Genomic DNA, 17,612 nt, shown 5'->3' on the forward strand with positions numbered 1-17,612 from the left:
GCAAGGCACGTTCTCAGGCGTCAGAACTGGAAGGCGAAGACCAGTTGGCTGTACAGGTTGCGGTCGTTGTTACCCAGTTGGGCACCGCCCTCTTCGGCACTTTTCTTCGGCTGGTAGAGGCCTACCACCGGCATCACCACCAGGTTTTCGGTCAGTCCAAACTCGGCGTAGAGATTCAGCTCACGACCGGAGAAATCACCGCGCTCGCGGTCGAGCGTATCGAAGTCGAACCACAGTGCGCCGACGCTGAGGTTTTCCAGCGGGGTGGCACGCAGGCCGACGTGATGCACACGGCTGTTGGTGTTGAACGGGCCGGCGTAGTTACCCGCCACCTCACCCTGGAACCAGGTGCCGTAGCCACGGCTGAAACCGTAGAACAGCGTGTCGTAGCCTTCCGAGAAACGGCTGTAGCGATAGCTCAGCGTCGGCGACCAGGCAACATCGGCGAACGTCCAGCCCGCTTCCAGGTACCAGGCGTTCTCGTCATGACCCCGATCGCGATCCTGCCTGGCGTATTCGCCGGACAGCGACAGGTTCTCCACGCCGGCATTGCCCGCCGCACGCAGGCTGTAGGTATCCATGCCCTTGCGCTCGAGCTGCGAAGGCGAGGCGTAGCGCTCGTCGACGTCAAGCGTACGGATATAGGTGAGCCCCACCGTGCCGGCATCGGCCACGTGCTCCAGGGTACCGACGTAGAGTTCGGTCTTGGCCTGCGCGCGGTTGTCGGACTTCAGCCACATCAGGTCGCCACGCCAGCCCTGCTGACCGCCCAGGCGCAGCACTGCGGTCTGGTCGAAGGCCTTGCGCGCTGCCAGGTAGTAGGCACCCCCACGATTGAATTCGCCATCGGCCAGGCCCTTGCCGATGTTCAGGGCGTCACCATTGATCAGGAAGCCGTCACCGACCATGACGTTCTGCCGGCCGAAGGAGACATCCACGCCATCCTCGCCCAGCGCCTCGAAGAGGTTGCCCGAGCGCCAGCCGAGGTAGGCATCCTCGATCTTGGTGGTGCGCTCGGAGCCGTCGGAGAAACCAGCGGCATCACCATCGCCCCAGGTGGCGGAACTGAGCAGGGAGAACGCACCGTAGGAATTGCCCACGCCTGCCAGGCCCTGCTCGAAACTCAGGCCATACTTGACGTAGCCCTCGCGCCAGGAGGAACTGCCCTCTTGCAGTCGCCCACTGGGGGCATAGTTCTCACGGCTGTGAAAGAGGCCGAACACGGCTTCGAGATTGGCCTGCACGCGTGTGTCGGCATCGGCGTAAAGCTCCACCGCGCCAGCGGGTAATGCGGCCCCGATCAGCAGCGCAAGTGTGGAGAGACGAAAGGTGGGTAGCTTGGACATGAGGTTCCCCAGAGTGGTGAGTGACGTTGACAGACCCCGACGCTATGCCCAGCTCCCCTCACACTCTTTCATCTGCCTGCCATTCACTTGCCTACGCCTGCCAGATCGCTCGATCCCCCGTCGCACGCCGCCACCAGGCCTGCACGCTGGCAGGCAAATACAAGTTTCTTGCAGGCGCTTACAAGCCAGTGAGCTGCGTTTTTAGGATCGTGGTGATGCCCATCCCGAATCATTTGCCCTCGGAGAACGCCTGCATGCTCACCCGCCATTCAGCCAGACTGCTCTCGACTCCGTCGGCGATGCCCCGTACTCCCGACAACAAGGAGAACTCCATGCGAACACCTCGGATCATCAGACAGACCGCCCTGGCGCTGGGTCTGTCCCTGGTGGGGCTCGGCGCTCATGCCGAGCTTCCCCGTGACACCATCGGCCAGGAAACCCTACCCTTCCCGCCGTCGCCGCACCGCGCCTACATCGTCGATGCCGAATTCGAGAACCTGGTGACCGGCCGTATCACCGTGGTCGACCCGGACAGCAAGCGCATGCTCGGCATGGTCAGCACCGGCTTCGCCGCACCCTCGACCCTGAGCCACGACGGCAAGTACCTGTACACCGCCGACCTGTTCTATTCGCGCGGCACCCGTGGTACCCGCACCGACGTGCTCACCGCCTGGAACACCAGCACGCTGTCGCCCGACTGGGAAGTGGAAATCCCCAACAAGCGTGCGGTGATGCTGCCGGAGCGCCACGCCCTCGGCGCCAGTTCGGATGACCGCTTCATCTACATCTACAACTTCACGCCCTCCACCTCGGTAACGGTGGTCGACACCCAGGCCAAGAAAGTGGTCAGCGAGATCTCGATTCCCGGCTGCGTGCTCAACTACCCGGTCGGCAAACGCCGCTTCGCCTCGCTGTGCGGCGACGGCAAGCTGCAGGTGGTCACCCTGGACGACGCCGGCAAGGAAACCGCTCGCAGCCACACCGCGTTCTTCGATCCCAACGCCGAGAAGCTGGTGGAACGTGCCTATGCCGTAGGCGACACCTACTATTTCGTCACCACCACCGGCACCGTGCGCGCCGTGGACTTCTCCGGCGAACAGCCGAAGATCATCCCGGCCTGGGAGCTGGTCACCGAGGCCGCCGACAAGAAAGCCGGCTGGGCACCAGGTGGCTGGCAGCTGATCGCCGTGGCGCCGAAGCTCAACCGCCTCTACGCCCTGATGCATGACACCCACGAGCCGCTGAAGTGGGAAGACCCGAGCACCATCATCTGGGTCTACGACCTGAAAACGCGCAAGCGTATCGGCACCCTGGAAGCCCCCGCGCCGATCTGGAGCCTGCAAGCCACCACCGATGACCAACCACGCCTGCTCGGCGCCAACGTCACCGGCGGCCTGGAAGTCTTCGATCTGAGCAGCGGCAAGCACACCGGAACCGTGGAAGGCATCGCCAAGACCGCGATTCACGTACTCAGTCACTGACGAGGTGCAGCCATGCAACCCGATCCGATCTTCGTCATCGCCGCCGCACTCGCGGTAGCGGTGATCCTCGCCAGCGCCGCGACCCACAAGCTGCGTGCACCGGCCCGTTTCGCAAGCCAACTGGAGGACTACCAGCTATTGCCGCAGGCTCTGGTGCGCCCTGTCGCCCGGGTTCTGCCCTGGGTCGAGGTAGCCCTGGCCTTCGCCCTGCTAGTTCCAGCAACGCGCCAGGTCGCGGCCTTCGCTGCTGCTGCGTTGCTCACCGGCTACGCCCTGGCAATCGCCATCAACCTGTGGCGTGGCCGTCGTGACATCGACTGCGGTTGCGCCGGGCCACAACAGGCGCAGCCGATCCGCCCGGTGCTGCTGGCACGCAATGCCGTTCTGGTGGGATTGGGGCTGGTCGCCAGTCTCGCCCCACTGAGCCGCGGCCTGGGCGTGTTCGACGGTTTCGTCGTCATCGCTGCCAGTGCCGTGGCCCTGCTGATCTACGCCGCTGCTGATGGCCTGATGGCCAACAGCCCCCGTCTGCTCAAACTCATCGGAAGGTGAATCATGGAAGCTCTGATCGTTTCTAACATCCTGTTGTGGTGCCTGCTGATCGCCCTGGCCTTTGCCGTCATGGGCCTGGTGCGTCAGATCGGCGTACTTCACGGCCGCCTGGCGCCAGCCGGCGCGCTGATGGTCGACAAGGGCGTGGCCGTCAACGAACCCGCACCGCAAGTGACCGCCGCCGACCGTAGCGGTCGCCCGGTGAACTTCGGCTATGCCGGCGAGAAGGCCCAGCTGCTGTTCTTCCTCTCGCCGACCTGCCCGATCTGCAAATCGCTGCTGCCGGCGATCAAGTCCATCGCCAAGACCCAGGCCCATCGTCTCGACGTGATCTACGTCAGCGACGGCGACATGGATGCGCAGAAGGCGCTGATCGCCGAACACAAGCTGGAAGACGCCACCTACGTGGTCGGCCCGGAAGTGGGCATGACCTACCAGATCGGCAAGCTGCCCTACGCCGCCCTGATCGACAACGCTGGCGTGCTGCGCGCCAAGGGCCTGGTGAACTCCCGCGAGCACCTCGACAGCCTGTTCGAGACCGAGCACCTGGGTAGCGCCACCCTGCAGCAATACCTGCACAACAGCCAGCACGCCCACGGCGCGCACAACCACTGAGCCAGGGAGCCCTGACATGAAATTGCTAGACCGCCTGTTCGAACGCTCCACTCGCCATGTGGCCGACACCACCTCGCGACGCAACTTCCTCGGTCGACTCGGCTCGCTGATGGTCGCCGGCGCCGCCCTGCCGGTGCTGCTGCCGATCGACCGCACCAGCAAGGCGCTGGCCGCCGAAGCGCCGAAAGCCGGTGATCCGGGTGATCCCAGCAGCTGCGATTACTGGCGCTACTGCTCCATCGACGGCTTCCTGTGCAGCTGCTGCGGCGGCACCGTGACCTCCTGCCCGCCGGGCACCGAGGTGTCGCAGGTCACCTGGATCGGCACCTGCCGCAACCCGGGCGATGGCAAGGACTACATCATTGCCTACAACGACTGCTGCGGTAAGCACAGCTGCGCGCAGTGCGCCTGTACCCGCAACGACAGCGAGGAACCGCTGTACCGGCCGTTCAACAACAACGACATCAACTGGTGCCTGGCCGCCAAGTCGAGCATCTACAACTGCACCATCGCGGTCATCCGCGGCGTCGCAGTGTGAGCGAAGGGGACGATCATGCGTGCGCTCATCATCGGACTGGCCTGCGTCATGGTCACCCCCCTGGCCATGGCGCGCGCCATTCCCAATCCGGATCAGCGACCTGCTCCCGGCAACGAACAGCAGCAGACGCCTATCGCCCAAGCCCGCTACAGCACACCGGTCAACTATCAGTTGCAGTGCGCCGGTTGCCACCTTGACGACGGCGAAGGCTCGAGGGCCAACGACACGCCACGGATGAAGGACTTCGTCGGCCACTTCCTCAAGGTCGAGGGTGGTCGCGAATTCCTGGTGCGCGTGCCGGGCATGTCGCAGTCGGCGCTCAGCGATGCGCAACTGGCCGACCTGCTCAACTGGCTGCTGCGCGAGGACGGCATGGCCGGCAAGAGCATGCCGGCGCACTACCAGCCATACAGCGCCGATGAAGTCGCCCGGCTGCGCAAGGTCAGCATGCTCAACCTGCCGGACACCCGCGCCCACCTGATCGAGCAGATGCGCGCATTGGGCATTCCGATCATGGACGGCATGGGCGACGACACGCCCTGAGCCAATGGTCGGGCTGGCTGCATGAGGTGACAGCTCTTATGCTGCACTCTTTTTGTGCGAGCCTGCCCGATGACTCTGTTCGACCTGCTGCTGTTGGCCCTCGCCGGTTTCGCCGCTGGGGGCATGAATGCCCTGGCCGGCGGCGGCACCTTCTTCTCCTTCCCCGCACTGCTCGCTACGGGCCTGCCACCGGTGACGGCCAATGCCACCAACGCCGTGGCGCTGTGGCCGGCCAGCCTGGCCGGTGCCTGGGCCGCGCGAGCGTCGCTACGGCCGCTGGGCCGCTACCTGATTCCGCTGTTGCTGGCCGGTCTGGCCGGCGGCCTGCTCGGCGGTCTGTTGCTGTTGGCAGGCGGCGACGACGTGTTCCGCGTGCTGATCCCCTGGCTGTTGCTGGCCGCCACCGCACTGTTCGCTGCCAGCCCCTGGCTAGGGCGCTGGCTGGCCGAGCGGCGCAAGAACAAGGCATCCGCACATCCACCGCATACTCCGCTGTCGCTGGGCGCGCATATCAGCGTGTCGATCTACGGCGGTTACTTCGGCGCCGGCATGGGTATTCTGCAACTCGCCGCGTTCTCCATCGAAGGCCACCCGCTGGCCCGCGCCAACGCCCTGAAGAACCTGATTTCGGCGGTGATCTACAGCATCGCCACGCTGACCTTCGTCATCGCCGGCCGGGTCAGTTGGTACGAACTGGCCATCCTGCTGACCGGTGCCACGCTCGGCGGCTATGCCGGCGGTGCATTGGGCGAGAAACTGCCGCCGGCACTGCTGCGCAGTTTCGTGATCCTGGTGGGCAGCACCATGACCCTGTACTACTTCTGGAGCACCTACTTCTCCGCACAATGAAGCGACTTCTTTGTTGGAGCACCGATCGATCAGCCCGCTGATTTGCCCGAGTGGCGCGGCTCTGCTAGTGTCGCGCGGTTTCCAAGCTTCCCGAGATTCGCCGCCATGGCCCGCAAAAAAGCCGCCCCCGACTTCGAACACTCCCTCGCCGAGTTACAGACTCTGGTCGAGCGCATGGAGAGCGGCGAGCTGTCGCTGGAAGATTCACTGACCGCCTTCGAGCAGGGCATCGGCCTCACCCGCGAATGCCAGGCCGCGCTGGCTCAGGCCGAGCAAAAGGTGCAGATCCTGCTGGAGCGCGATGGTGAGTTGCAGCCCGCCCCCTTCGATACGGACGAAACGGCATGATCGCGGCGTACCAGAAGCGCTGCCAGACCCGCGTCGATACCGCTCTGGAACAGCTGTTCCAAGCACCGCGCACAGAACTCGAGCGGCTCTACCAGGCCATGCGCTACAGCGTCATGAATGGCGGCAAGCGCGTGCGCCCGCTGCTGGTCTATGCCGCCTGCGAAGCGCTTGAGGGCGATATCGAACGAGCCGACGGCGCCGCCTGCGCGGTGGAACTGATCCATGCCTATTCGCTGGTGCATGACGACCTGCCGGCGATGGACGACGACGACCTGCGCCGCGGCCAGCCGACCACCCACAAGGCCTTCGACGAAGCGAGCGCAATCCTTGCCGGTGACGCCCTGCAAAGCCTGGCCTTCGGCGTGCTCGCCGACCGCAGACGCAACCCGCAGAATGCCGAAACGCGTCTGCAGATGGTCGAATTGCTGAGCCAGGCCGCAGGCCCCGCCGGTATGGTCGGCGGCCAGGCCATCGATCTTGGTTCGGTTGGCCTGCAACTCGATCAGCAAGCGCTCGAGATCATGCACCGGCACAAGACTGGCGCACTGATCGAAGCCAGCGTGGCGCTCGGCGCCCTAGCCAGCGGCAACCATGACGAGCTCGCGCACAAGTCCCTGCTGCAGTATGCCCGCGCCATCGGCCTGGCCTTCCAGGTGCAGGACGACATACTCGACGTGGAAAGCGACACCGCCACTCTGGGCAAGACCCAGGGCAAGGACGAAGCCCACGACAAGCCCACCTATCCCGCCCTGCTCGGCCTCGCCGCAGCCAAGGACTACGCGCTGGAATTACGCGACCAGGCCCTGCACGTGCTGCGCCCGTTCGGCAACAGCGCCGAACCGCTGCGCGAACTGGCGCGCTATATCGTCGAGCGGCGCAGCTGACGTCCATGACGCGTGCGTTTGCCCTGCTCGTCCTGCTCAGCACCAGCCAGGCCTGGGGCATGGACGGGCAAGGCAACTCCAGCGACCACTTCACCCTGGGCAGCAGCCTCGGTACCGCCGGCATCACCGCCTCCACCAGCAATGCACTGCAGCCCTACCAGAGCGCCCGGGACGATGCCCTGGCCTACATCGCCTCGGCCGGCGACATTCGTGGCGCACGGTTGGAAAGCGCTCTGCGACAGTACCGCCGTGACCATCCAGATGCAGATAGCAGCGACATGCAGGTCGCACTGGCCATCGCCTCGTTGCGCTGAATCGGCTCGGGCGCACCTGAAAACCTAGGCGATGCAGCTAGGCCGCTCTTGTGGGAGCGGCTTCAGCCGCGATGGCCGGCCTGCTCCATCATTGTCATCTATGACCGCATGATCGCCGCATAAGGCTTGCTTTACCCGCGCGTCCAGCCACCTAAGATGGTCTCCATAACGACAAGACGTCCGGAGCCGCCATGCCCTTCCCCGCCCTGCTGATCGCCAACCGTGGCGAGATCGCCATTCGCATCGCCCAGGCCTGCGCCGACCTCGGCATCCGCAGTGTCGCGGTATTCGCCGAGGACGACAGCGCCTGCCTGCACACACGCAAGGCCGACCTGGCCGTGGCGCTGGTCGGTCGCGGTGTCGCAGCCTATCTGGACATGGATCAGCTCATTGGCATCGCCCGTGAACAGGGCTGCACGGCCATCCACCCCGGCTACGGTTTTCTCGCCGAGAACGCCGAATTCGCCCGACGTTGTCAGGACGCAGGGCTGACCTTCGTCGGCCCGACACCCGAGACGCTACAGCTGTTCGGCGACAAGGCCGCCGCCCGAGATCTCGCCGAGCGCTGCGGCGTACCACTGGTGCCCGGCATCAACCAGGCGGTGACGCTGGAGCAGGCAAGCGCCTTTCTCACCGAACACGGCAGCGTGATGCTCAAGGCCCTGGCTGGTGGCGGCGGGCGCGGCATGCGCGCGGTGGACGAGCCGGCGCGACTGGCCGAGGCTTTCGCCCGCTGCACCTCCGAGGCCCAGGGCGCCTTCGGCAGTGGCGCGCTGTACGTGGAAAAGCGTGTGCGCCGCGCCCGGCATATCGAAGTGCAGGTACTCGGTGACGGCAGCGGCACAGTCAGCCACCTCTGGGAACGTGATTGCAGCCTGCAACGCCGTCATCAGAAGCTGGTGGAGATCGCGCCCAGCCCCGATCTGGATGCGGCCACCCGTGACGCGATCATCGCCAGCGCCCTGCGCCTGGCAGCCGAGGTGCAGTATCGCGGCATCGGCACCTTCGAGTTTCTCCTCGACCTCGACCAGCCGGGGCGCTTCTACTTCATGGAAGCCAACCCGCGCGTGCAGGTGGAGCACACCGTCACCGAGCAGGTCACCGGCGTCGACCTGCTGCACACGCAACTACACCTGGCCGCCGGCAAAAGCCTGGCCGAGCTGAACCTGCTCACACCGCCCGCGACCAAGGGTTATGCCGTGCAGGTACGCCTGAATCTGGAAAGCCTGCTCGCCGACGGTACCGCGCGCCCGGCCGCCGGCGTGCTCACGGCCTACCAGCCGCCCTCCGGTCCCGGTCTGCGCGTGGATGGCTGCGGTTATGCTAGTTACGCCGTCAGCCCGGCCTACGATTCACTGATCGCCAAGCTGATCGCCAGCGCCAACGACTACCCCAGCGCCCTGCGCCGTGCCTACCGGGGGCTGTGCGAGTTTCGCCTCGACGGCGTGGCGAGCAACCTGCACCTGCTGCAAAACCTGCTGCAACGCGACGAGGTGATCGCCAATCAGGTCGACACCACCTATGTCGAGCGCCACTTGGGCGAGTTGCTGGCCCCTCGCGAGCAGGCCCATCCACATCACTACTTCGCCACTGACGCCTCGCTGCATAGCGCCAAGGCCAGTGTCGATGCACCGCCCGGCACCCTGGCACTGAGCGCCCCCAGTGCCGGCGCGCTGGTCAGCCTGGAGGTCGCCGAGGGCGATGCCGTAGCCACCGGCCAGCGCATCGCCGTGCTGGAAGCGATGAAGATGGAATTCGAGGTCAAGACCGAGCACAGCGGTATCGTCCGTGCGCTGGCCGTGGCCCCCGGTGACGCCATCGGCGAGGGCCAGGCACTGGCGTTCCTGGAGCCAGCCGAGGTGGATGGCATCGACGCCCACGGCGAGCAGGCAGTCGACCTGGCGCATATCCGCGCCGACCTGGCCGAAGTGCTGGAGCGCCATGCGCGCCTGACCGACGCGCGCCGCCCCGAAGCCGTGGCGAAAAGGCGCAAGACCGGCCAGCGCACGGTAAGGGAAAACCTCGCGGACTTGCTCGATGAGGACAGCTTTATCGAATACGGCGCCATGGCCCTGGCCGCCCAGCGCCGGCGACGCTCGCCCGAGGAGTTGCTGGAGCTGAGCCCGGCCGACGGCCTGGTCGCCGGCATCGGCACGGTGAACGCCGCGAGTTTCGGCAGCGAGGCCGCGCGCTGCATGGCCATCGCCTACGACTACACGGTATTCGCCGGCACCCAGGGCGTGATGAACCACAAGAAGACCGACCGCATGCTGGCCCTGGCCGAGCAATGGCGCCTGCCGGTGGTGCTGTTCGCCGAAGGCGGCGGCGGCCGACCGGGCGATACCGATTTCGTCGGCGTGGCCGGGCTGGACTGCCACACCTTCGTCGCCATGGCCAGGCTCTCCGGCCTGGTGCCGACGGTGGGCGTGGTTTCCGGCCGCTGCTTCGCCGGCAACGCCGCGCTGCTCGGCTGCTGCGACGTGATCATCGCCACCCGCAATGCGAGCATCGGCATGGCCGGCCCGGCAATGATCGAAGGTGGCGGTCTCGGCAGTTTCACCCCCGAGCAGGTCGGCCCGACCAGTGTGCAGAGCCCCAACGGGGTGATCGACGTACTGGTGGAAGACGAAGCCGCAGCGGTCGCTGTGGCCAAGCAGTACATGGGCTATTTCCAGGGCGCGGTAAGCGACTGGCAATGCAGCGATCCCCGCGAGCTGCGCCATGTGATCCCGGAAAATCGCCTGCGCGTGTACGACATCCGCCAGGTGATCGAACTGCTGGCCGATCACGGCAGCGTGCTGGAACTGCGCCGCCAGTTCGCCCCCGGCCTGGTCACCGCGCTGATCCGCATTGAGGGCAAACCCTTCGGTCTGATCGCCAACAACCCCGCGCACCTGGGCGGCGCCATCGATGCCGTGGCCGGCGACAAGGCCGCACGCTTCCTGCAACTGTGCGAAGCCCATGACCTGCCCATCGTCTCGCTGTGCGACACCCCCGGCTTCATGGTCGGCCCGCAAGCCGAGCAGCAGGCCACGGTGCGCCACGTCTCGCGTCTGTTCGTCAGCGCCGCCAGCCTCACGGTGCCCTTCTTCACCCTGGTGCTGCGCAAGGGCTACGGCCTCGGCGCCCAGGCCATGGCGGCCGGCAGCTTCCATTCGCCGCTGTTCACCGCCGCCTGGCCCAGTGGCGAATTCGGCGCCATGGGCCTGGAAGGCGCGGTACGCCTGGGTTTCGCCAAGGAACTGGCGGCCCAACCGGACGAGGCCGCGCGCCAGGCGCTGTTCGACAAGCTGGTGGCCAAGGCCTACGACAACGGCAAGGCGCTGAACATGGCCAGCTATCTTGAGATCGACGCCGTCATCGACCCGGCCGACAGCCGCGCCTGGCTGCTGCGCGGGCTCAATGCGGCGCCGCGTCCGCCCCGGCGCGACGGCAAGAAACGTCCCTTCATCGACACCTGGTAAGGACATCGCCATGCATATCGATCACCGCCTGCTCGCCGTCAACGGCATCGAACTGAGCCTGTACAGCGCCGGCCCCGAGCACGGCAAGCCGGTGTGGCTGCTGCATGGTTTTCCCGAGTGCTGGTACGCCTGGAATCCGCAGATCGAGGCGCTGGCCGCCGCCGGCTACCGCGTGTATGCCCCGGAAATGCGCGGCTATGGCGCCAGCAGCGCACCGGCCGACCCGGCGGCCTATGAGCTGCTTACCCTGTGCGGCGATATCCAGGCGGCCATGGACATGCTCGGCCAGCGCGAGGTGGCGGTGGTCGGCCATGACTGGGGCGCGCCAGTGGCCTGGCACCTGGCGCTGCTGGAGCCCGAGCGGGTCAAGGCGCTCGGCGCGTTGTCGGTGCCCTTCGGCGGCCGGCCGAAACGCCCGGCCATCGAGATGATGCGTGAGGCCTACGCCGGGCGCTTCCACTACATCCTCTACTTCCAGCAGCCGGGCGTGGCCGAGGCGGAACTGGACGACGACATCGGCCGCAGCCTGCGTCTGCTGCTCGGCGGCCTCGGCGCTGCCCTGCTGGCAACGGACAAACCGGCCGATGCGCGGCTGTTCGATGGCATGCCGGCTGACCTGCCACTGCCGGCCTGGTGCAGCGAGGCGATGTTCGCCCACTACCTGCGCACCTTCGAGCGCCACGGTTTTCGCGGCGCACTGAACTGGTACCGCAACTTCGAGCGCAACTGGCAACGCAGCGAGCATCTGGCGGGTCTGCAGATCACGCAGCCAACGCTGTTCCTGCTCGGCGAGCACGACCCGGTCGGCCGCTTCGAGGCACCGACGCTGAAACGCATGGGCGACAAGGTGCCGCACCTGGAACGCCACGACCTGCCCGGCGCCGGCCACTGGCTGCAGGCCGAATGCGGCGAGCGGGTCAGCGCCCTGCTGCTGGATTTCCTCGCACGCAACTACCGGTAACGCCGATGTGGTCAGCAGATTGGGCTGTTTTCCTGGCATCAGGTAAACTGCCGCATCTTTTACGCCTATAACGATTCGCCTGATGCCGACCACTTTCCACGAGATCCCCCGCGAGCGCCCGTTGACGCCGCTGCTCGACAGCGCCAACACGCCGGACGAACTGCGCCGCCTGGCCGAAGCGGACCTGGAAACCCTCGCTGACGAACTGCGCCAATACCTGCTCTACAGCGTTGGCCAGAGCGGCGGGCACTTCGGTGCCGGCCTCGGCGTGATCGAGCTGACCATCGCCCTGCACTACGTCTTCGACACCCCCGATGACCGCCTGGTGTGGGATGTCGGCCACCAGGCCTACCCGCACAAGATTCTCACCGGCCGTCGCGAGCGCATGGGCACGCTGCGCCAGAAGGACGGCCTAGCCGCCTTCCCGCGCCGTAGCGAGAGCGAGTACGACACCTTCGGCGTCGGCCACTCCAGCACCAGCATCAGCGCGGCCCTTGGCATGGCCATCGCCGCCCGTCTGAAAGGCGAGAAGCGCAAGAGCGTGGCGGTGATCGGCGACGGCGCGCTGACCGCCGGCATGGCCTTCGAGGCCCTCAACCACGCCACCGACGTCGGCGCCAACATGCTGGTGATCCTCAACGACAACGACATGTCGATCTCCAAGAATGTCGGCGGCCTGTCCAACTACCTGGCCAAGATCATCTCCAGCCGCACCTACGCCAGCATGCGCGAGGGCAGCAAGAAGATCCTCTCGCGCCTGCCCGGCGCCTGGGAAATCGCGCGCAAGGTCGAGGAGCACGCCAAGGGCATGCTGGTGCCCGGCACCCTGTTCGAGGAACTGGGCTGGAACTACGTCGGCCCCATCGACGGCCACGACCTGCCCACGCTGCTGGCCACCCTGCGCAATATGCGCGACCTGGACGGCCCGCAGTTCCTGCATGTGGTGACCAAGAAGGGCAAGGGCTTCGCCCCGGCCGAGGCCGACCCCATCGGCTACCACGCCATCACCAAGCTGGAGCCGGTCACCCCGGTCGCCGCGCCGAAGAAACCCAGCGGCCCGAAATACTCCAACGTGTTCGGCCAGTGGCTGTGTGACATGGCCGCAGCCGACAACCGCCTGGTCGGCATCACGCCGGCGATGAAGGAAGGCTCGGATCTGGTGGCCTTCAGCGAGCGTTTCCCCGAGCGCTACTTCGACGTCGCCATTGCCGAGCAGCACGCCGTGACCCTCGCGGCCGGCATGGCCTGCGAAGGCGCCAAGCCGGTGGTGGCGATCTACTCCACCTTCCTCCAGCGCGCCTATGACCAACTGATCCACGACGTGGCCGTGCAGCACCTCGACGTGCTGTTCGCCATCGACCGTGCCGGCCTGGTCGGCGAAGACGGCCCGACCCACGCCGGCAGCTTCGACCTGTCCTACCTGCGCTGCATCCCCGGCATGCTGGTGATGACCCCGAGCGACGAGAACGAGTTGCGCCGCATGCTCACCACCGGCCACCTGTTCGACGGCCCGGCGGCGGTGCGCTACCCACGTGGCAGCGGCCCCAACGCGCCGCTCGATGCCGGCCTGGAGCCACTGGAGATCGGCAAGGCGGTCGTGCGTCGCCAGGGCAAGGGCGTCGCCCTGCTGGCCTTCGGCGTGCAACTGGCCGAAGCCCTGCGCGTCGGTGAAACCCTGGATGCCACCGTGGTCGACATGCGCTTCGTCAAACCCCTGGACGAAGCACTGCTGCGCGAGCTGGCTGGCAGTCACGAACTGCTGGTGACCCTCGAGGAAAACAGCATCATGGGCGGCGCCGGCAGCGCGGTCAGCGAATTCTTCGCCGCCGAGAACCGCCAGGTGCCGATGCTGCACCTGGGCCTGCCCGACTATTACGTCGAACACGCCAAGCCGAGCCAGATGCTCGCCGAATGCGGCCTTGACGAAGCCGGTATCGAAGCGGCGGTCCGTATGCGCCTGTCACTGATCGGCGACTAACCCTGGACCTGCTCGCGAACCTCCATGCCGACGGTTCGCGAGCGTATGGACATGGGTGGTTCGAGGCGCCTCGACTATTCGCTGCCGATTACAGCCTGGTGGGTTGCCGAGCATTTCGCGGACGAGTCCGCTCCCACGCAGGCGGCCAGCCAAGAAACAATCCAGGACGGCGCACTCCCCCCGCGACCGCCCCACCTCACCAGACGAGCAACGTTGCTCATAAATGATCTCAATCAAAGCATCGATACCCGTGCTTGGGCATACAATCCACGGGCCTAACGGACGCTGAGACAATCTGCCACAGGCCTCTTTCGCAACCTCGGCATGCGGAGAAGTTCATCCCCTGCCGAAAGTCGCAATGTAGCGACGCACGCGCCGGAAATTGGCGGAAAGTCCGATTACGACGAAAGTGCCATAGAGCACCCGGCAAAAATGTCCGACATTGCCCGTAAGGCCAGCCATCGGGCCGACATATGGAAGACACCCAACCGCGTGACGGCGCCCGAGAGTCCCTAGTCCGGCCTCGGCGTAATGCAGCAAAGCGCTATCTGCATCGCACTGCGATGGCCCGCCAAGAGGCCGCGGCGATGGCAGGTGACGCGAACATCAAAAGTGCATCCGCTCAGCTAGAAGTCGGAGCCTACAACCAAGCACTTGCCTCGCGTGCGATGAGGAGAAGTGCATGAAAATCGGCAGACGACAGCTATTGAAGCTCTGTACTGTCGGGGCTGGAGCGGCCACCACGACCGCACTCGGTTTCGCCCCAGGCGTCGCCCAGGCGACGCAACCGCGCCAATACAAATTGCTTCGCGCCAAAGAAACCCGCAACAACTGCACCTACTGCTCGGTCGGTTGCGGCATCCTGATGTACAGCCTCGGTGATGGCGCGAAGAACGCCCACGAGCGCATCTTTCATATCGAAGGCGATCCCGATCACCCGGTCAGCCGCGGCTCGCTGTGCCCCAAGGGCGCCGGCCTGATCGACTATATCCACAGCGACCAGCGCCTCAAGTACCCCGAAGTGCGCGAGGCCGGCAGTCGTGAATGGAAGCGTGTTTCCTGGGATGAGGCCATCGAACGCATCGCCCGCCTGATGAAGGATGACCGCGACGCCAACTTCATCGAAAGGAACGCCAAGGGCCAACTGGTCAACCGCTGGACCACCACGGGTTTTCTCGGCTCGTCGGCAGCCAGCAACGAGACCGGCATTCTCGACGTCAAGTTCGCCCGCAGCCTGGGCATGGTGCATCTGGAGAACCAGGCCCGCCTGTGCCACGGCCCGTCGGTGGCCGGCCTGGCGCCTTCGTTCGGGCGCGGCGCGATGACCAACAACTGGGTCGATATCAAGAACGCCAACGTCATCCTGGTAATGGGCGGCAACCCGGCCGAGGCGCACCCGGTGGGTTTCAAGTGGGCCGTGGAAGCCAAGACGCGCAACAACGCCTACATGATGGTGGTGGACCCACGCTTCAACCGCACCGCCGCGGTCGCCGATTTCTATTCGCCGATCCGCGCGGGCGCCGACTCGGCCTTCCTGCTCGGTGTCGCCCGTTATCTGCTGAGCCATGACAAGATCCAGCACGAATACGTCAAGGCCTACACCAACGCGCCGCTGATCGTGCGCGAGGACTATTCCTTCGAGGACGGCCTGTTCAGCGGCTACGACGCCGACACGCGCAGCTACGATCGCAGCTCCTGGGCCTATGAGTTGGGTGCCGACGGTTACGCCCTGCGCGACGACAGCCTGCAGCACCCGCGTTGCGTCTTCAACCTGCTCAAGCAGCACGTCGAGCGCTACACCCCCGAGATGGTCAGCAGCATCTGCGGCACACCGCAGAAGGACTTCCTCCACGTCTGCGAAACGCTGGCCGCGACCTGCGTGCCGGACAAGACCACGACCATCCTCTACGCCCTGGGCTGGACCCAGCATGTCGGCGGCTCGCAGATGATCCGTGCCTCGGCCATCGTACAGCTGCTGCTCGGCAACATCGGCATGCCCGGTGGCGGCATAAACGCCCTGCGCGGTCACTCCAACGTCCAGGGTTTCACCGACCTGGGCGTACTGACTACCATGCTCCCCGGCTACCTGACCCTCCCGCACGAGAACCAGCAAAGCCTGGGCGATTACCTGGCGCAACGCACCCCCAAGCCCCTCGTAGACAAACAGGTGAACTATTGGGGCAACACCCCCAAGTTCATGGTCAGCTTCCTCAAGGGCATGTGGGGCGACAAGGCCACCGCGGAGAACGAGTGGGGTTACCACTGGCTGCCCAAGTGGGATGTCAGCTATGACGTGATGGCGTTCATCGAGCAGATGACCCAGGGCAAGGCCAACGGCTACCTCGTCCAGGGCTTCAACCTGATCGCCGCAGCCGCGTCCTCGGGCAAGGTCCGCGAGGGCCTGGCCAAGCTCAAGTACCTGGTGGTAATCGATCCGCTGCAGACCGAAACCTCGTCGTTCTGGCAGAACCACGGCGAATTCAATGACGTCGATCCGGCCACGATCCAGACCACGGTGTTCCGCCTGCCCTCATCCTGCTTCGCCGAAGAGAGTGGCTCGATCGCCAACTCCGCGCGCTGGCTGCAATGGCACTCGGCAGGTCAGACGCCGCCCCACGAAGCATGGCACGACGGCAAGATCCTCGGTACGCTGCTGATGAAGCTGCGCGAGCTGTATGCCAGCGAAGGCGGGGTATGCCCCGAGCCGTTGATGAACCTGGACTGGCACTATCACGACCCGCGCGATCCACACCCGGAAGAAGTCGCCAAGCAGCTCAATGGCTATGCACTGGCCGATCTGGTCGACGATCAGGGCAACCTGATCGCCAGGAAGGGCGAGCTGCTGCCGAGCTTCGCCCACCTGCGCGACGATGGCAGTACCAGCAGCCTGTGCTGGATCTACACCGGCCAGTGGACGCAGGCCGGCAACATGATGGCTCGCCGCGACAACACCGACACCGGCCTGGGCAACACGCCGGGCTGGGGCTTCGCCTGGCCGGCCAACCGCCGCCTGCTGTACAACCGCGCCTCGGCCGATCCGGCCGGCAAACCCTGGGACCCGAAGCGCCAGTTTCTGCATTGGGACGGCGCCAAATGGAGCGGCGCCGACGTGCCCGACTACCCGCCGACTGCTGCGCCGGGCAGCGGCGTCAGCCCGTTCATCATGCTGCAGGACGGCGTCGGCCACCTGTTCGCTCTGGGCGCGCTGAACGATGGCCCCTTCCCCGAACATTACGAACCCCAGGAGAGTCCGATCGACGCCAATCCGCTGCACAGCGGTAGCGGCAAGAGCCCGGTGGCACGCATCTTCGAGGGCGACAAGCCGAGCTTCGGCTCGCGCGATGAATTCCCCTTCGTGGCCACTACCTACTCCATCACCGAAATGTTCCGTCACTGGACCAAGCACGCGCGCCTGAACGCCATCGCCCAGCCCGAACAGTTCGTCGAGATCAGCGAAAAGCTCGCCGCCGCCAAGGGCATCGTATCCGGCGACGAGGTCAAGGTATCGAGCAAACGCGGCTTCATCCGCGGCAAGGCGGTGGTCACCAAGCGGGTGATGACCCTGCAGGTTGCCGGGCAGGAAGTCGAGCAGGTCGGCATCCCTTGCCATTGGGGCTTCGAAGGCACCACGCGCAAGGGTTTCCTGGCCAACACCCTGAGCCCGCGTATCGGTGACGCCAACACCCACACGCCTGAATACAAGGCCTTCCTCGTCAACGTGGAAAAGGTGTAAAGGAGC

General features: G+C 65.7%; 14 protein-coding genes. 13 read left to right on the top strand and 1 reads right to left on the bottom strand.

Going from position 1 to position 17,612, the window contains the following annotated elements; translation table 11 throughout:
• Positions 1-20: 20 nt before the first annotated feature.
• Positions 21-1,346: an alginate export family protein gene (locus EL191_RS20265; protein WP_013717286.1), complete on the bottom strand. Its 1,326-nt coding sequence runs from the start codon at positions 1,344-1,346 to the stop codon at positions 21-23.
• A gap of 332 nt (positions 1,347-1,678) precedes the next feature.
• Between EL191_RS20265 and EL191_RS20270 the strand changes: the two genes are divergently transcribed.
• From EL191_RS20270 to fdnG, 13 genes are all read left to right on the top strand, one after another.
• The gene (locus tag EL191_RS20270) at positions 1,679-2,827 is read left to right on the top strand and encodes an amine dehydrogenase large subunit (RefSeq protein WP_013717287.1); all 1,149 of its coding nucleotides are present in this window, start codon (positions 1,679-1,681) and stop codon (positions 2,825-2,827) included.
• Between the two features lie 12 nt (positions 2,828-2,839).
• Positions 2,840-3,379 (top strand): MauE/DoxX family redox-associated membrane protein, encoded by a 540-nt coding sequence (locus tag EL191_RS20275; RefSeq protein ID WP_017362070.1) that lies wholly within the window; start codon positions 2,840-2,842, stop codon positions 3,377-3,379.
• Between the two features lie 3 nt (positions 3,380-3,382).
• The gene (mauD, locus tag EL191_RS20280; RefSeq protein WP_013717289.1) at positions 3,383-3,994 is read left to right on the top strand and encodes a methylamine dehydrogenase accessory protein MauD; all 612 of its coding nucleotides are present in this window, start codon (positions 3,383-3,385) and stop codon (positions 3,992-3,994) included.
• Positions 3,995-4,010: 16 nt separating this feature from the next.
• Positions 4,011-4,532, top strand: coding sequence for a methylamine dehydrogenase light chain (locus tag EL191_RS20285; protein ID WP_013717290.1), 522 nt, complete (start codon positions 4,011-4,013; stop codon positions 4,530-4,532).
• Positions 4,533-4,547: 15 nt separating this feature from the next.
• A complete protein-coding gene (locus EL191_RS20290; RefSeq protein WP_013717291.1) occupies positions 4,548-5,075 on the top strand; it encodes a c-type cytochrome in 528 nt (175 codons plus the stop codon).
• Between the two features lie 69 nt (positions 5,076-5,144).
• Positions 5,145-5,924 carry a sulfite exporter TauE/SafE family protein gene (locus EL191_RS20295; protein ID WP_017362072.1) on the top strand — a complete coding sequence of 260 codons (780 nt, stop codon included), beginning with the start codon at positions 5,145-5,147 and terminating at the stop codon, positions 5,922-5,924.
• 105 nt (positions 5,925-6,029) lie between these two features.
• Entirely contained in the window at positions 6,030-6,272 is a 243-nt protein-coding gene (locus tag EL191_RS20300) for an exodeoxyribonuclease VII small subunit (protein ID WP_013717293.1), read from the top strand.
• Positions 6,269-7,156, top strand: a complete 888-nt coding sequence (locus tag EL191_RS20305; protein ID WP_017362074.1) for a polyprenyl synthetase family protein — start codon at positions 6,269-6,271, stop codon at positions 7,154-7,156. Before EL191_RS20300 ends, EL191_RS20305 begins: the two co-directional genes overlap by 4 nt.
• Before the next feature lie 5 nt (positions 7,157-7,161).
• Positions 7,162-7,470: a DUF2388 domain-containing protein gene (locus tag EL191_RS20310; protein WP_041980465.1), complete on the top strand. Its 309-nt coding sequence runs from the start codon at positions 7,162-7,164 to the stop codon at positions 7,468-7,470.
• 191 nt (positions 7,471-7,661) lie between these two features.
• A complete protein-coding gene (locus tag EL191_RS20315; RefSeq protein WP_041980463.1) occupies positions 7,662-10,934 on the top strand; it encodes a carboxyl transferase domain-containing protein in 3,273 nt (1,090 codons plus the stop codon).
• 10 nt (positions 10,935-10,944) lie between these two features.
• Positions 10,945-11,895 carry an alpha/beta fold hydrolase gene (locus EL191_RS20320; RefSeq protein ID WP_041980462.1) on the top strand — a complete coding sequence of 317 codons (951 nt, stop codon included), beginning with the start codon at positions 10,945-10,947 and terminating at the stop codon, positions 11,893-11,895.
• An 82-nt stretch (positions 11,896-11,977) separates the two neighbouring features.
• Entirely contained in the window at positions 11,978-13,873 is a 1,896-nt protein-coding gene (dxs, locus tag EL191_RS20325) for a 1-deoxy-D-xylulose-5-phosphate synthase (RefSeq protein ID WP_013717298.1), read from the top strand.
• Between the two features lie 682 nt (positions 13,874-14,555).
• Positions 14,556-17,606: a formate dehydrogenase-N subunit alpha gene (gene fdnG / locus EL191_RS20330; protein ID WP_080764302.1), complete on the top strand. Its 3,051-nt coding sequence runs from the start codon at positions 14,556-14,558 to the stop codon at positions 17,604-17,606.
• Positions 17,607-17,612: the final 6 nt, after the last annotated feature.

Origin of the sequence: Pseudomonas mendocina (assembly GCF_900636545.1) — a bacterium.
Taxonomy (GTDB): Bacteria; Pseudomonadota; Gammaproteobacteria; order Pseudomonadales; family Pseudomonadaceae; genus Aquipseudomonas; species Aquipseudomonas mendocina.

Bases quoted from the DNA above. Each gene is read 5' to 3' on its own strand.
- EL191_RS20305 (WP_017362074.1), top strand. From the start codon at position 6,269: ATGATCGCGGCGTACCAGAAGCGCTGCCAGACCCGCGTCGATACCGCT.
- EL191_RS20315 (WP_041980463.1), top strand. From the start codon at position 7,662: ATGCCCTTCCCCGCCCTGCTGATCGCCAACCGTGGCGAGATCGCCATT.
- EL191_RS20300 (WP_013717293.1), top strand. From the start codon at position 6,030: ATGGCCCGCAAAAAAGCCGCCCCCGACTTCGAACACTCCCTCGCCGAG.
- EL191_RS20265 (WP_013717286.1), bottom strand. From the start codon at position 1,346: ATGTCCAAGCTACCCACCTTTCGTCTCTCCACACTTGCGCTGCTGATC.
- fdnG (WP_080764302.1), top strand. From the start codon at position 14,556: ATGAAAATCGGCAGACGACAGCTATTGAAGCTCTGTACTGTCGGGGCT.
- EL191_RS20320 (WP_041980462.1), top strand. From the start codon at position 10,945: ATGCATATCGATCACCGCCTGCTCGCCGTCAACGGCATCGAACTGAGC.
- EL191_RS20285 (WP_013717290.1), top strand. From the start codon at position 4,011: ATGAAATTGCTAGACCGCCTGTTCGAACGCTCCACTCGCCATGTGGCC.
- EL191_RS20290 (WP_013717291.1), top strand. From the start codon at position 4,548: ATGCGTGCGCTCATCATCGGACTGGCCTGCGTCATGGTCACCCCCCTG.
- EL191_RS20295 (WP_017362072.1), top strand. From the start codon at position 5,145: ATGACTCTGTTCGACCTGCTGCTGTTGGCCCTCGCCGGTTTCGCCGCT.
- dxs (WP_013717298.1), top strand. From the start codon at position 11,978: ATGCCGACCACTTTCCACGAGATCCCCCGCGAGCGCCCGTTGACGCCG.
- mauD (WP_013717289.1), top strand. From the start codon at position 3,383: ATGGAAGCTCTGATCGTTTCTAACATCCTGTTGTGGTGCCTGCTGATC.
- EL191_RS20270 (WP_013717287.1), top strand. From the start codon at position 1,679: ATGCGAACACCTCGGATCATCAGACAGACCGCCCTGGCGCTGGGTCTG.
- EL191_RS20275 (WP_017362070.1), top strand. From the start codon at position 2,840: ATGCAACCCGATCCGATCTTCGTCATCGCCGCCGCACTCGCGGTAGCG.
- EL191_RS20310 (WP_041980465.1), top strand. From the start codon at position 7,162: ATGACGCGTGCGTTTGCCCTGCTCGTCCTGCTCAGCACCAGCCAGGCC.